The following is a 13,341-nucleotide window of genomic DNA, read 5'->3' on the forward strand; positions in this document are numbered from 1 at the left end:
CTTTTCATAAAGGCGGTTCCGATCACCGTCGATCTCTTGTTTTGCGTACAGGTTCTCATGCGTCCATCGGCTGTATCTGCAATCTTCCTCGCCGCCCTGATCCTGTCGGGATGCGCCGCCAGTTCCGGGGCCGAAGATGTGCTCACTCCTGTGCCTTCGGCGGAAACGACCAATGCGATCACCAAGCCGGACGGCCCGATACCGGCCGCCGCCGTGGGCGACACCGCTGCGCAGACAAGCCCGCAGCAGCAGGCGCTGAGCTGGACAGGGCCGGTTCCGCAGCCGCAAGCGCTGGTGCCCGCAGAAAGGCCGGTCGGCATGCAGATGCCGACGGAGAGACCTGTCGCGATGCTCATGCCCAACAACCCGGCAATCGATCCCGGCATCGGCACGAAATCGCCGTCGCGCGGGCGGATCTACGGCCACCGCTTCCGCGACGCCAAGCCGATCAACTTCGGCAGAACCTCGCCGAGAAATCTGGCCGTGCACGGCGTCGACGTATCGCGCTGGCAGGGCGAGATCGACTGGGAGACGCTGCGAAAGCAAGGCGCGAACTTCGTCTACATCAAGGCGACGGACGGTGGCGATCACCTCGACCCAATGTTCAAGAAGAACTGGCGACGCGCCAAGGAAGCCGGTCTGAAACACGGCGCCTATCACTTCTTCTACTGGTGCCGGACAGCCGGCGAACAGGCCGACTGGTTCATCCGCAATGTGCCGAAGGAAGCAAACGCGCTTCCGCCCGTCATCGACGTCGAATGGAATGGCGAATCGAGCTGCAAGCGGCGCATTTCGCCCGCCCGCGTCCGGGAAAAGATGCAGGTCTTCATGGACAAGCTGGAGCGTCATTACGGCCAGCGCCCGATCATCTACACGGCGCCGGATTTCTACCGCGACAATCTGAAGGGCCAGATGCTCGACTATCCCTTCTGGCTGCGCTCGGTCGCCGCCCATCCCTCCAAGGTCTATCCGGGCCGCAAATGGGTCTTCTGGCAATATTCCGGTTCGGGTCTTTCCGACGGCGTCGACGGCAAGATCGACCTCAACGTCTTCAACGGCAACGAAAGCGATTGGCACGACTGGGTGGCGTCGCGCTAGCGAAGCTGATTCCCGTGCCAATCCGGAACAGGCGGAACGGCAGGGCCCACGTCCTGTAGGTCTTTGCTAATGCAAGGCCTTCAGCATTCCCTAAATCCTTGCGGGTAAAAGACGATCATCCAGTTCTGGGGAAACGGCTGATGAGCATATCGGGCATTACGAACACTGCTCTTTCGGGAATGCGGGCGCAGACGACGCGGATCGGCGCGATCGCCAACAACATCGCAAATAGCAGCACACCTGACTACGCCAGGCTGAACACCAGCCTCACTGCCGTTACATCAGGTGGTGTCAAAGCCGTCGTCAGCCCGACGGCGTCGGACGTCGATCCCGCCACCGAACTGACCGACCTGCTCGAAGCCGAACTGGCCTACAAGGCGAACGCCGTGGTCTTCGAGACCGGCGCGGATCTGTGGGAAATGCTAATGAGCATTACGCGCGATTGAGCGCTCCGTCCTAAGATAGGTCGCGCTATTCTACGCCGTCGCGATTCTTCAGGAATGCGCCGGCTCGCTCTGGCGCTGTGCGGCAAGGGACGCTAAATCGGCGGGTTTCAGCTCGACGGATTCGCCGCAGCCGCAGGCCGATGTCTGGTTCGGGTTGGTGAAGGTGAAGCCGGAGCGCAGCGTCGTCTGCTCGAAACCCATCTCTGTACCAAGCAGATAGAGCACGGCCGATGGTTCGACCCAGACCCTGGCGCCGTCGCGCTCGATCAGGTCGTCCTTGGCGTTGGGTTCGGTCACGAGGTCGATGGTATACTCCATCCCGGCGCAGCCGCCCTTCTTGATGCCGACGCGAACGCCTTTGGCCTCCGGGCCGGAATTTTCCACGATTGCCTTGACGCGGGCCGCGGCGCCGTCCGTCATGCTCATCACTGCAAAGCCCATCGGCTTCATCTCCTTCCACAACCGGGGTCAAGATCCGGTGCTTCGTGATTCAAATGTAGTCGTCCGAGGTAAACGGATCAATACCGCGGGATGTCAGTACCAGCCGACGGCGACCTGCGCCTCTTCGGACATGCGGTCCGGCGTCCACGGCGGATCGAAGGTCATTTCGACCTCGACGCCGGACACGCCTTCGACGGCGCCGACGGCGTTTTCCACCCAGCCCGGCATCTCGCCGGCCACCGGGCAGCCCGGGGCGGTCAGCGTCATCATGATCTTCACCATCCTGTCGTCCTCGATGTCGATCTTGTAGATCAGACCGAGTTCGAAGATGTCGGCGGGAATTTCCGGATCATAGACGGTCTTCAGCGCGCCGATGACGTCGTCGCTCAGCCGTGCCAGTTCATCGGCCGGGATGCTGGAATGCACGATGCCTTCGCGCACGTCGATCTTCTGTTCGCTTTCGTCCAGGCTCATCACGGACACTCCTCAAGCAAAGAACTTGCGCGCATATTCAAGCGCATCGGCCAGGGCATCGACCTCGGCGCGGGTATTGTACATGCCGAAGGATGCACGGCATGTGGAGGTGACGCCGAAGCGTTTCAAGAGCGGCATGGCGCAATGCGTGCCGGCGCGCACCGCAATGCCCTGTCGGTCGATCACCATCGAGACGTCGTGAGCGTGGATGCCGGCAAGCTCGAAGGAAAAGATACTGCCCTTGTCGGGCGCCGTGCCGAACATGCGCAGCGAATTGACCGATTTCAGCCGTTCCACAGCATAAGAGGCAAGATCGGCCTCATGCCGGGCAATCGCCTCGCGGCCGACCTTCTCCATATAGTCGAGCGCATAACCGAGCCCGATCGCCTGGACGATCGGCGGCGTGCCGGCCTCGAAGCGATGCGGCGGATCGTTGTAGGTGACCGCATCCTCGGCGACCTCGAAGATCATCTCGCCGCCGCCCTGGAAAGGACGCATCTGGGCAAGCCGCTCCTTCTTGCCGTAGAGAACGCCGATGCCTGACGGGCCGTAGAGCTTGTGGCCGGTCATGACATACCAATCGCAATCGATATCCTGAACGTCAACGGGCAGATGCACGGCACCCTGGCTGCCATCGATCAAGACCGGGATGCCGCGCTCATGGGCGATGCGGCAGACTTCATTGACGGGGACGATCGTGCCGAGCGCATTCGACATATGGGTGATGGCGACGAGCTTGGTGCGCTCCGTCAGGCTCTTCTCGAAATCCTCGATATGGAAGGCGCCCTCGTCGTCCACCGGCACCCAGACCAGTTTGGCGCCCTGCCGCTCGCGAATGAAATGCCAGGGCACGATGTTGGAGTGGTGCTCCATGATCGTCAGGACGATCTCGTCACCTGCGCCGAGCTTGGGCATGCCCCAGCCATAGGCGACGGTGTTGATCGCTTCCGTCGAATTCTTTGTGAAGACGATGTCGTTGACCGACGGGGCGTTGAGGAAACGGCGGACCTTTTCGCGCGCCGCCTCATAGGCATCGGTCGCGGCATTGGAGAGATAGTGAAGACCGCGATGCACGTTGGCGTATTCATGGGCGTAGGCATGCGAGATCGCGTCGATCACCGACTGCGGCTTCTGGGCCGAGGCGCCATTGTCGAGATAGACCAGCGGCTTGCCGTGCACCTTCTCCGCCAGGATCGGAAAATCCCGGCGGATGGCTTCGACGTCGTATTGCGTGGCCGGCACGATCTTGTCCATTGTTATATCCGATCAGGCGTGCTTTTCGAGCCAGGCCGAAATCACGCCTTCCAGCGCCTCGACCAGGGCTTCGTCTTCCAATTCCTCGACGATCTCGGCGACGAAGGCGTTGACGAGCATTGCCCGCGCCTTGTTCTCCGGAATGCCGCGCGCCATCATGTAATAGAGATGATTGGCGTCGATATCGGTCACCGTCGCGCCGTGGCCGCATTGGACGTCGTCGGCGAAGATCTCGAGCTCGGGCTTGACCGAGAACTCGGCATCGTCGGACATCAGCAGCGTGTTGCAGGCCATTTTGGCGTCGGTCTTCTGTGCATTGGGCGCCACCCGGATCATGCCCTGGAAGACGCCCTTGGCGCGGTCGAAGACGACATTGCGGATCACCTCGGTCGAGCCGGTATGCGGCACGTCGTGACCGAGCACCATCGTCACGTCGGTATGGCTGTCGGCTCCAAGCAGGTTGATGCCGCGCAGGGTAAGGTCGGCGCCCTCGCCCGTCACCTTGATGTGCAGTTCCTGACGCACCAATTTGCCACCGGCATTGATGACGAACAGGCGAAGCTTGGCGTCAGCGCCGAGATCGACGCGGATCTGGCCGAGATGCGTATCGTCGGCCCCCTGCTGCTGCAGGATGATCCAGGTCAGCTCCGTGCCTTTGTCGATGGTGATGTCACTGATATGGGACACGAAGGCAGCATCGCCCGTCACCGCACGGTGACGCTCGATAACGGTTGCCTTGACGCCGGCGCCGAAGGAAACCGGAAGGCGCGTATGCGTCTGCCCGCCAGCATGGATGAACTGGATCTCGAGCGGATTTTCAAGCTCGGTATTAGCAGGCACATCGACCACATAGCCGTCGCGTACGAAGCTGCCATTGATGCGGCCGACCGCATCGTCGCTGCCGAGCGCATCGAGCCGGACCGCGGCCGAACCGTCGCGCAGACTTTCGCTATAGGCGGACACGCCAAGAGCCTCTGCGGCCACCTTCTGATTGGCATGGCCCTGGATCACCGCCAGCACCCTGGATCCCGCGACGAGCGGCTCGAGCGGGTCGGAGCCGGCATCGCCTGCCTGCGGCGGCAAGGCGCGCAGCAGGCTTTTGAAATCAGTGTAATGCCAGGCTTCGATGCGGCGCGTCGGCAGGCCGGCCTTCTTCAGGTCATCGAGAAGCCGGTCGCGCAGCGCCGTCACCGCGCCGTTGCCCGGCAGGTCGCCGATCTGCTGATTGAAGGCCTCGATCAGCGCCGTTTCGGCCGCGGTCAGGCGGCTCGTCGTCTGCATGTTCATGGAGGTTGTCCTTTCCACCCGAACTCAGGCCGCCGTGCCGATGATATCGGCGTAGCCGTTGGCTTCGAGCTCATGCGCCAGCGTCTTGTCGCCCGACTTGATCACCTGGCCCTTGTAGAGCACGTGGACGGTATCCGGAACGATATAGTCGAGCAGGCGCTGATAGTGAGTGATGACAACGACGGCGCGATCGGGCGAACGCAACGCGTTGACGCCGTCGGCGACGATCTTCAGCGCGTCGATATCGAGGCCGGAATCAGTTTCGTCGAGCACGCAGAGCTTCGGTTCCAGCAGCGCCATCTGCAGGATCTCGGCGCGCTTCTTCTCGCCGCCGGAGAAGCCGACGTTCAGCGGACGCTTCAGCATCTCGGTGTTGATCTGCAGCTTGCCGGCAGCATCCTTGACGCGGCGCATGAAGTCCGGCGTCGTCAGCTCGTCCTCGCCGCGCGCCTTGCGCTGCTCGTTCATCGCGACCTTGAGGAACTGCATGGTGGCGACACCGGGGATTTCGACCGGATACTGGAAGGCGAGGAAAATGCCCTTTGCGGCGCGCTCGGCAGGGTCGAGCTCGAGGATGCTCTCGCCATTATAGAAGATGTCGCCTTCGGTCACTTCATAATCTTCGCGGCCGGACAGCACATAGGAGAGCGTCGACTTGCCGGAGCCGTTCGGCCCCATGATAGCGGCCACTTCCCCGGCCTTCACCGTCAGATTCAGACCACGGATAATCTCGGTGCCGTCTTCGGCGATGCGGGCATGAAGGTTTCTGATTTCAAGCATCTTTGTCTTTCCTGTTATCCGGCGGATTTCAAGGATCCGCCCAATTGACCGCTCGCGCTGGTCTCGATCCGTCATCCTCGGGCTTGTCCCGAGGATCTAAGCCCTCAATTGTAATCGCTCCACTCCCGCGTATTCGGATGCGGTCGATAGACATTCTCAATTTCATCAATCCGCTCATAAAGGTCTATCCAGGTCGGATTGAGCTCCTCTATGAGCTTGATTTTCCACTCTCGCATATAGCGCTTCAGAGATTTCTCTCGCTGGATCGCCAACACGATGTTCGGATGGTTCTCGAACCAAACGAGATTCTTTGCTCTGTATTTCTGCGTGAAACCCTTATGGATTTCGTTGCGGTGTTCCCATATGCGACCGTGCAGATCACTCGTAACGCCGGTGTAGATCACGCCCCGCGGTTTGTCGGACATCATATAGACAAAACCAGTCATCCCTGTCCTTGACCGCAGCAGATCCTCGGGACAAGCCCGAGGATGACGGAGGCTGTGTTTTAGCCGACACTCCCCTCAAGCGAAATGCTGATCAGCTTCTGCGCCTCGACGGCAAATTCCATCGGCAGTTCCTGCAGAACTTCCTTGACGAAGCCGTTGACGATCAGGGCGATCGCCGCCTCGGTCGGGATACCGCGCTGCAGGCAGTAGAACAGCTGGTCCTCGGAGATCTTCGAGGTCGTCGCTTCGTGCTCGAACTGCGCCGTCGAATTCTTCGCCTCGATGTAGGGCACGGTATGGGCGCCGCACTTGTCGCCGATCAACAGCGAATCGCACTGCGTGAAGTTGCGCGCGTTCGACGCCTTGCGGTGGGCCGAGACCTGGCCGCGGTAGGTGTTGTTGGAGACGCCGGCGGCGATGCCCTTGGAGACGATGCGGCTCGACGTATTCTTGCCGAGATGGATCATCTTAGTACCGCTGTCGATCTGCTGATGACCGTTCGAGACGGCGATCGAATAGAATTCGCCCCTGGAGTCGTCGCCGCGCAGAATGCAGGACGGGTACTTCCAGGTGATCGCCGAGCCGGTTTCGACCTGCGTCCAGGAGATCTTCGAGCGGTCGCCGCGGCAATCGCCGCGCTTGGTGACGAAATTGTAGATGCCGCCCTTGCCTTCCTTATCACCCGGATACCAGTTCTGGACGGTGGAATATTTGATCTCGGCATCGTCGAGAGCCACGAGCTCGACCACGGCGGCATGCAACTGGTTTTCATCGCGCTGCGGCGCCGTGCAGCCTTCGAGGTAGGAGACGTAGGCGCCCTCTTCCGCGATGATCAGCGTGCGCTCGAACTGGCCGGTGCCCTTCTCGTTGATGCGGAAATAGGTGGAAAGCTCCATCGGGCAGCGAACGCCCTTCGGCACGAAGACGAAGGAGCCGTCGGTAAAGACAGCCGAATTCAACGTCGCGTAATAATTGTCCGAGGTCGGCACGACCGACCCGAGATATTTCCGGACGAGATCGGGATGTTCGCGGATGGCTTCCGAAATCGACATGAAGATCACGCCGGCCTTCTTCAGCTCCGCCTTGAAGGTGGTGACGACCGAGACGCTGTCGAAAACCGCGTCGACAGCGATCTTCGGCTTCTCGACGCCGGCCAGGATCTCCTGCTCACGCAGCGGGATGCCGAGCTTCTCATAGACCTTCAACAGCTCCGGATCGACCTCGTCAAGCGACTTCGGACCCGGCGTGCTCTTCGGCGCGGCGTAGTAATGGATGTCGTTGAAATCGATCTTCGGATAATTGACGCGAGCCCAGGTCGGCTCTTCCAGCGTCAGCCAGCGCCGATAGGCTTCCAGACGCCATTCCAACATCCATTCCGGCTCCTGCTTCTTGGCCGAAATGAAGCGGATGATATCCTCGGACAGGCCCTTCGGCGCCTTGTCCATTTCGATGACGGTCTCGAAACCGTATTTGTACTGGTCCACATCGATCAGGCGCACCTGGTCGATCGTTTCCTGCACGGCAGCCATTTCATTCTCCAATCTCGCCGGATCCAAGGTCCGGCAGCTTGTAGCATATGGGCAATCGTCTCGCCCTTCCTGTTGGGCAATCCTTTGCCCTGATGGTCGGGCAATGCCTTGCCCTGATGTAAGAGGCCAAAAGGGACTTTTCAGCCCGATTGGCAAGCGGAAATTTGCGTTTCCGCAAGTTTATAATGCGGTCAGGCCGCCTCGCCCGCCGACCTGCGCCGGCAGGCGATCTTCGCAAAAGCGGCAACCGCCCTGTCTATGTCTTCTTCCGTGGTCGAGAAGCCGAGCGAGATGCGCAGTGCGCCGAGCTTGGCGTCGCGGCCCATCGCCGTCAGCACATGGCTTTCGCCAAGCCGTCCCGACGAGCAGGCCGAGCCCGCCGAGAGCGCGACACCTTCGAGATCGAAAGCGATCTGTCCGGTCTCGGCCTTCAACCCCGGCAAGGTGAAGAAGATCGTATTGGCGACACGCTCGCCGCTCTCGCCATGGATGATCACGTCGGCGGCGTGCCGTCGCATGCCTTCCTCCAGCCGCTCGCGCAACGCGCCGATTGCCGCATTGCGCGTCTCCAGCTCGCCCGTGGCCCTCTCGGCCGCCGCGCCAAAACCGATCAGCGCCAGCGAATTCTGTGTCCCCGACCGGTGACCACGCTCCTGCCCGCCACCCTGGATCAGCGGCCGCGGCATCAGCGCCTCGCCGCGCGCAATCAGCGCGCCGGCACCTTTCGGTCCGCCGATCTTGTGCGAGGAGACGATCATGAAATCGGCACCGATCCTGTTGATATCGAGCGGGATACGGCCGGCCGCCTGCACGGCGTCGACCACGAAAAGTCCGCCATGGGCATGCACGATTTTTGCCGCCGCCTCGACCGGCTGGACAATGCCCGTCTCGTTGTTAACAAGCATGACGGCGACCATCGGCAGGCCGGCGGCCTTGTCATGGGCAGCAAGCAGGCGGTCAAGCGCGTCGAGATCAACGATGCCGGCTTCCGTCACCGGAACCTCAGTCATCTTCTCCTTGGGAAAACGCCCGCCCTCGCGCACGGCGGGATGTTCGATCGCCGAAAAATAGAGACGGCCAAGCTGAAGCGGCGTACGCCCCATGCGGAAATCCGGCGTCAGCACCAGATTGGCGGCTTCCGTCGCGCCGCTGGTGAAGACCACATTGCCGGCATCGGTGCCGGCCAGTGCCGCTACTTTGCGTCGCGCGCCTTCGATGGCGGCGCGCGCGGCGCGCCCCTCACCATGCACGCTGTTCGGATTGCCAAACACGTCGATGGCGCGCATGATCGCCTCGCGCGCTGCCGGATGCAGCGGCGCTGTGGCATTCCAGTCGAGATAAAGGCGTGGCGGCGCCATGATCTTCAGTCCTGCGCTTGACGAGCTTGCTTCAGCACCCGCGGTTCATTTTTCTTGAAATTTCCGCCGGGCTTGCCTTATGACACGTTCCACGAAGCGTGGATCGCCATGCAAGTTTCGAATTGTTCTAAACTGCGTTTTAGAAAAGCTGACAACGTTAGTCAAGTCATGTTGTCGTCCAACGCAGCGCGAACGCGAAATAAAACCCGGAGTACCAATGCCCGAAGTAATTTTCAACGGCCCAGCCGGCCGTCTTGAAGGCCGCTACCAGCCCTCCAAGGAAAAAAGCGCGCCCATCGCCCTGATCCTGCATCCGCATCCGCAGTTCGGCGGCACGATGAACAATCAGATCGTCTACCAGCTCTTCTACATGTTCCAGAAGCGCGGGTTCACGACGTTGCGCTTCAATTTCCGGGGCATCGGCCGCAGCCAGGGCGAATTCGACCACGGCGCCGGCGAATTGTCGGATGCCGCCTCGGCGCTCGACTGGGTGCAGAGCCTGCATCCCGATTCGAAGACCTGTTGGGTCGCCGGTTATTCCTTCGGTTCCTGGATCGGCATGCAGCTCCTGATGCGCCGGCCGGAGATCGAGGGCTTCATGTCGATCGCGCCGCAGCCCAATACCTACGACTTCTCCTTCCTGGCGCCCTGCCCCTCCTCCGGCCTGATCATCAACGGCGAGGCCGACAAGGTGGCGCCGGAAAAGGACGTCAACGGCCTCGTGGAGAAGCTGAAGACCCAGAAGGGCATTCTCATCACCCATCGCACCGTCCCCAACGCCAACCACTTCTTCAATGGTCAGGTCGAGACGCTGATGAGCGAATGTGAGGACTATCTTGACCGCCGCCTCAACGGCGAACTGGTGCCGGAGCCGGCCGCAAAGCGGATCCGCTGACCTCATAGAGCCGGCGTCCGCTCGATGCGGCACGTCCGGCCGCACCGGCTCCCTTGTGCCTGAACAGATCACTTACCCTGTCCATCATCACGAGGCGCTGGGCCTTCCCGGCCGCATATCGGCGGTCATCTCGAAAGCGGCATCGAGGCCTCCATCGATCAGGATCGGCGTACGTTCGCGCATGCCGATCTTCCTGAGAACGCGCTGCGAGGCGATATTTTCGGGATGGGTGAAGGCGATGAAGCCAAGCGCAAATCTCCTATCGAAAAACCAGTCGGCCAGCGCGCTTGCCGCTTCCGTTGCCAGGCCCTTGCCCCACACTTCCTCGCTCAGGGAATAACCGAGTTCGAACTGCTCACTCCTGAACCGCGAAATGCCGGCGCGGCCAATGAACCGGCCGTCCTCCCCGAGAAGCTTGTATTTGGTCGTGCCATCGCGCGCCTGTTCCTCAAACCAGCCCCGCACCCGCTGTTCCGCCTTCTCGAGGCTCCATGGCGCGTTCCCGGGCAGATATCGCGTCGTCGCCATCGTCGAATGCAGCCGCTGTACCAACGGCGCATCGGCTTGGTCCCACATGACGAAGGTGAGCCGCGGCGTTCGGAGGATCACCCTATCCTCATTCATGGCCTTGCCAGCAAGCCGCCGCTGACCGGGATCTCGACCCCGGTGGTGCCGGGAAAGGTCAACGGCAATCCATCCAGCGAGCGGACGGCGAGATAGGCCCAGGCCTCGGCCTCCATCGCGTCGCCGTCAAAACCCGCCTCCTCCGCGGTCAAAACCTTCGATCCAAGCGCTTCGGCCATGACTGAAAACTCAGCCATCAAGGTGGCGTTAAGCCGCCCGCCGCCGCAGACAATATAGATCGACGGCTTCTCAGGCAGGAAACCGGCGGATTTGACGATCGAGGCGGCAGCGACATGAGCGAGTGTGCGGGCGCCGTCTTCGAGGCTCGCGTCGCCCTGATGAAGCGGCGCGAAATCGCCGCGGTCAAGCGACCGGCGGACATTGCCGCGGAAGAACGGGCTCTCCAGATATCGCTGCGCCAGGGCGGCGACCACCTTGCCGCGTCCGCCGATCTCGCCGCCGGAATCATAGGTTTTGCCGGTCTGCATCTCCACCCATTGGTCGATCAGCGTATTGCCCGGGCCGCTGTCGAAGGCCGATATGCGGCCGTCAGGGCCGATCGAGGTCAGATTGGAGATGCCGCCGATGTTGACGAAGCACACCGCTTCCCCCGCCTGCTGGAATTTTCCCGCGAGTGCGGCGTGATAGGCCGGCACCAGCGGCGCGCCCTGCCCACCATGGCGCATGTCGTTGGCGCGCATGTCGTAGACCACCGATATGCCGGTTCGCCGGGCGAGGTCGCCGCCGTCGCCGATCTGAATCGTCAGTCCTTCGTCGGGCCGGTGAAGCACGGTCTGGCCATGAAAGCCGAGAACATCGACGGCATCGGCTGACAGCCCGAAACGCTCAAGGAATGCCGTAACGGCAATTGCATGCCGCTTGGTCAACTCAAGCTCGATGTCACGAAGTTCCGCGGGTCGCTCGCGCCTATCGGTTAGCGGACGCGCCAGGTCCAGCGCCCGCTTGAGCCGCTCGCGAAATTCGGCCTCATACGGCACGCCCAGGAATGGCCCGCGCTCGATGAAGCCGCGGCCGTCTGTCTTGACCAGCGCGACGTCGATTCCATCCATCGACGTGCCGCTCATCAGGCCGATCGCGGTTCTGATCACGTCCATGAGGCTTGCCTCCCATGCGATTCACGGATGCACTTTTGTAAAAACAGTGCTAAACGCGCCGCGACAGATCAACAACAACGAAGTTGCGCAAGGCCACACGGGACCGAACGCAGACACCAAGAGACGAAAGCCATGTCCGAGTTCAAGTCCGATTTCCTCCGTACGCTGAAAGAGCGCGGCTTCATTCATCAGATCTCTGATGAGCGCGGCCTCGACGACCTGTTCGCCAAGGAAACCGTGACGGCCTATATCGGCTACGACCCGACCGCATCCAGCCTCCATGTCGGCCATCTCACGCAGATCATGATGCTGCACTGGCTGCAAGCGACGGGCCACCGGCCGATTTCGCTGATGGGCGGCGGCACGGGCATGGTCGGCGATCCCTCCTTCAAGGAGGAAGCGCGTAAGCTGATGACGATCGAGACGATCGAGCAGAATATCGCCTCGATCAAGAGCTGCTTCTCGAACTATCTTGATTACGACAAGCCCGGAAACGCCGCGCTGATGATCAACAACGCCGAATGGCTGCGCTCGTTGAACTACCTCGAATTCCTGCGCGATGTCGGCCGCCATTTCTCGGTCAACCGCATGCTGTCCTTCGACAGCGTGAAGACGCGCCTTGACCGCGAACAGTCGCTGTCTTTCCTGGAATTCAACTACATGATCCTCCAGGCTTATGATTTCGTCGAACTGGCCAAGCGCTACGATTGCCGTCTGCAGATGGGCGGTTCGGATCAGTGGGGCAATATCGTCAACGGCATCGATCTCGGTCACCGCATGGGGACGCCGCAGCTCTATGCGCTGACCTCGCCGCTGCTGACCACCTCGTCCGGCGCCAAGATGGGCAAGTCGGCCTCCGGCGCGGTCTGGCTGAACGCCGACCTGCTTCCCGTTTATGACTTCTGGCAATATTGGCGCAACACCGAGGACGCCGATGTGCCGCGCTTCCTCAAACTCTTCACCACCCTGCCGATGGATGAAATCGCACGGCTTTCGGCAATCGGCGGGTCGGAGTTGAATGAAGTCAAAAAGATCCTGGCAACCGAAGTCACCGCGATCCTGCACGGCCGTCCGGCAGCCGAACAGGCTGCGGAGACGGCGCGCAAGACCTTCGAGGAAGGCGGGCTCTCCGAAAACCTGCCTTCCGTCGAGATCCCGGCCATCGAACTCGACGGCGGCATCGGCCTGCTGTCGCTGATGGTCCGCGCCGGCCTTGCCGGCTCCAACGGCGAGGCCCGCCGCCACGTCCAGGGCGGCGCGGTGCGCATCAACGACGAGGCGGTCAGCGACGAACGCCGCCTGATCGGCAGCGACGAAATCACCGCCGACGGCGTCATCAAGCTGTCGCTCGGCAAGAAGAAGCACATCCTGATCCGCCGGGCGGCGTAAGCGGCGGCTTAAATAAAACAGAGACAACGGCCGGCGATTGAGCCGGCCGTTTTCGTTTGGCTGAAGCCGTGGCGAGTCAGAAGATCACTCAACCCCGGACCGAGATATCGCATCCGTTCGTTCGACCGCTTGAAAGAAATAGGGTGACGGATTGACGTCTGTAGCGGGCGGCACGCGTGACCACCAGCTGATTGAGAAGACCGGC

14 protein-coding genes are annotated in these 13,341 nt (G+C 61.5%); 4 read left to right on the forward strand and 10 right to left on the reverse strand.

The window, feature by feature from the left end:
- The first annotated feature begins 57 nt into the window (after positions 1–57).
- Together N2597_RS09970 and N2597_RS09975 are read left to right on the forward strand one after the other, a co-directional pair.
- Positions 58–1,098, forward strand: coding sequence for a GH25 family lysozyme (locus N2597_RS09970; protein WP_183597695.1), 1,041 nt, complete (start codon positions 58–60; stop codon positions 1,096–1,098).
- 140 nt (positions 1,099–1,238) lie between these two features.
- Complete coding sequence (locus tag N2597_RS09975) at positions 1,239–1,544, forward strand: flagellar basal body rod protein FlgC (RefSeq protein WP_038689161.1); 306 nt, start codon at positions 1,239–1,241, stop codon at positions 1,542–1,544.
- A 48-nt stretch (positions 1,545–1,592) separates the two neighbouring features.
- On the opposite strand, the gene sufA is transcribed toward N2597_RS09975, so the two are convergent.
- The 8 genes from sufA to N2597_RS10015 form a co-directional block, all read right to left on the reverse strand.
- Positions 1,593–1,985: a Fe-S cluster assembly scaffold SufA gene (gene sufA / locus N2597_RS09980; RefSeq protein WP_009996894.1), complete on the reverse strand. Its 393-nt coding sequence runs from the start codon at positions 1,983–1,985 to the stop codon at positions 1,593–1,595.
- Positions 1,986–2,078: 93 nt separating this feature from the next.
- Positions 2,079–2,459 (reverse strand): SUF system Fe-S cluster assembly protein, encoded by a 381-nt coding sequence (locus tag N2597_RS09985; protein WP_004675587.1) that lies wholly within the window; start codon positions 2,457–2,459, stop codon positions 2,079–2,081.
- A gap of 12 nt (positions 2,460–2,471) precedes the next feature.
- The gene (locus N2597_RS09990) at positions 2,472–3,713 is read right to left on the reverse strand and encodes a cysteine desulfurase (RefSeq protein WP_183597693.1); all 1,242 of its coding nucleotides are present in this window, start codon (positions 3,711–3,713) and stop codon (positions 2,472–2,474) included.
- 12 nt (positions 3,714–3,725) lie between these two features.
- Positions 3,726–5,000, reverse strand: coding sequence for a Fe-S cluster assembly protein SufD (gene sufD, locus N2597_RS09995; RefSeq protein ID WP_183597691.1), 1,275 nt, complete (start codon positions 4,998–5,000; stop codon positions 3,726–3,728).
- A gap of 24 nt (positions 5,001–5,024) precedes the next feature.
- Complete coding sequence (sufC, locus tag N2597_RS10000; protein WP_183597689.1) at positions 5,025–5,780, reverse strand: Fe-S cluster assembly ATPase SufC; 756 nt, start codon at positions 5,778–5,780, stop codon at positions 5,025–5,027.
- A gap of 104 nt (positions 5,781–5,884) precedes the next feature.
- On the reverse strand, positions 5,885–6,226 hold the full coding sequence (locus N2597_RS10005; RefSeq protein ID WP_010057058.1) for a GIY-YIG nuclease family protein: 342 nt from the start codon (positions 6,224–6,226) through the stop codon (positions 5,885–5,887).
- Positions 6,227–6,285: 59 nt separating this feature from the next.
- The gene (gene sufB / locus N2597_RS10010) at positions 6,286–7,755 is read right to left on the reverse strand and encodes a Fe-S cluster assembly protein SufB (RefSeq protein WP_097665920.1); all 1,470 of its coding nucleotides are present in this window, start codon (positions 7,753–7,755) and stop codon (positions 6,286–6,288) included.
- Between the two features lie 191 nt (positions 7,756–7,946).
- The gene (locus N2597_RS10015) at positions 7,947–9,113 is read right to left on the reverse strand and encodes a cysteine desulfurase family protein (protein WP_183597687.1); all 1,167 of its coding nucleotides are present in this window, start codon (positions 9,111–9,113) and stop codon (positions 7,947–7,949) included.
- Positions 9,114–9,330: 217 nt separating this feature from the next.
- Here N2597_RS10015 and N2597_RS10020 point away from each other — a divergent pair, with 217 nt between their 5' ends.
- On the forward strand, positions 9,331–10,008 hold the full coding sequence (locus tag N2597_RS10020; RefSeq protein ID WP_009996479.1) for an alpha/beta hydrolase: 678 nt from the start codon (positions 9,331–9,333) through the stop codon (positions 10,006–10,008).
- Between the two features lie 87 nt (positions 10,009–10,095).
- Here N2597_RS10020 and N2597_RS10025 read toward each other — a convergent pair whose 3' ends face one another.
- Complete coding sequence (locus tag N2597_RS10025; protein WP_009996481.1) at positions 10,096–10,632, reverse strand: GNAT family N-acetyltransferase; 537 nt, start codon at positions 10,630–10,632, stop codon at positions 10,096–10,098.
- On the reverse strand, positions 10,629–11,747 hold the full coding sequence (locus N2597_RS10030) for an anhydro-N-acetylmuramic acid kinase (protein ID WP_077989208.1): 1,119 nt from the start codon (positions 11,745–11,747) through the stop codon (positions 10,629–10,631). The genes N2597_RS10025 and N2597_RS10030 overlap by 4 nt, the downstream gene beginning before the upstream one ends.
- A gap of 132 nt (positions 11,748–11,879) precedes the next feature.
- On the opposite strand from N2597_RS10030, the gene tyrS reads away from it, so the two are divergent.
- Positions 11,880–13,136: a tyrosine--tRNA ligase gene (gene tyrS, locus N2597_RS10035; protein WP_077989209.1), complete on the forward strand. Its 1,257-nt coding sequence runs from the start codon at positions 11,880–11,882 to the stop codon at positions 13,134–13,136.
- Positions 13,137–13,341: the final 205 nt, after the last annotated feature.

The organism is Rhizobium sophoriradicis (assembly GCF_025200795.1).
Lineage (GTDB): Bacteria > Pseudomonadota > Alphaproteobacteria > Rhizobiales > Rhizobiaceae > Rhizobium > Rhizobium sophoriradicis.

What these genes read in the sequence shown, in the direction of transcription:
- sufD (WP_183597691.1), bottom strand. Translation starts at nt 5,000, where the DNA reads ATGAACATGCAGACGACGAGCCGCCTGACCGCGGCCGAAACGGCGCTG.
- sufB (WP_097665920.1), bottom strand. Translation starts at nt 7,755, where the DNA reads ATGGCTGCCGTGCAGGAAACGATCGACCAGGTGCGCCTGATCGATGTG.
- tyrS (WP_077989209.1), top strand. Translation starts at nt 11,880, where the DNA reads ATGTCCGAGTTCAAGTCCGATTTCCTCCGTACGCTGAAAGAGCGCGGC.
- N2597_RS10015 (WP_183597687.1), bottom strand. Translation starts at nt 9,113, where the DNA reads ATGGCGCCGCCACGCCTTTATCTCGACTGGAATGCCACAGCGCCGCTG.
- sufA (WP_009996894.1), bottom strand. Translation starts at nt 1,985, where the DNA reads ATGGGCTTTGCAGTGATGAGCATGACGGACGGCGCCGCGGCCCGCGTC.
- sufC (WP_183597689.1), bottom strand. Translation starts at nt 5,780, where the DNA reads ATGCTTGAAATCAGAAACCTTCATGCCCGCATCGCCGAAGACGGCACC.
- N2597_RS09990 (WP_183597693.1), bottom strand. Translation starts at nt 3,713, where the DNA reads ATGGACAAGATCGTGCCGGCCACGCAATACGACGTCGAAGCCATCCGC.
- N2597_RS10025 (WP_009996481.1), bottom strand. Translation starts at nt 10,632, where the DNA reads ATGAATGAGGATAGGGTGATCCTCCGAACGCCGCGGCTCACCTTCGTC.
- N2597_RS09975 (WP_038689161.1), top strand. Translation starts at nt 1,239, where the DNA reads ATGAGCATATCGGGCATTACGAACACTGCTCTTTCGGGAATGCGGGCG.
- N2597_RS10020 (WP_009996479.1), top strand. Translation starts at nt 9,331, where the DNA reads ATGCCCGAAGTAATTTTCAACGGCCCAGCCGGCCGTCTTGAAGGCCGC.
- N2597_RS10005 (WP_010057058.1), bottom strand. Translation starts at nt 6,226, where the DNA reads ATGACTGGTTTTGTCTATATGATGTCCGACAAACCGCGGGGCGTGATC.
- N2597_RS09970 (WP_183597695.1), top strand. Translation starts at nt 58, where the DNA reads ATGCGTCCATCGGCTGTATCTGCAATCTTCCTCGCCGCCCTGATCCTG.
- N2597_RS10030 (WP_077989208.1), bottom strand. Translation starts at nt 11,747, where the DNA reads ATGGACGTGATCAGAACCGCGATCGGCCTGATGAGCGGCACGTCGATG.
- N2597_RS09985 (WP_004675587.1), bottom strand. Translation starts at nt 2,459, where the DNA reads ATGAGCCTGGACGAAAGCGAACAGAAGATCGACGTGCGCGAAGGCATC.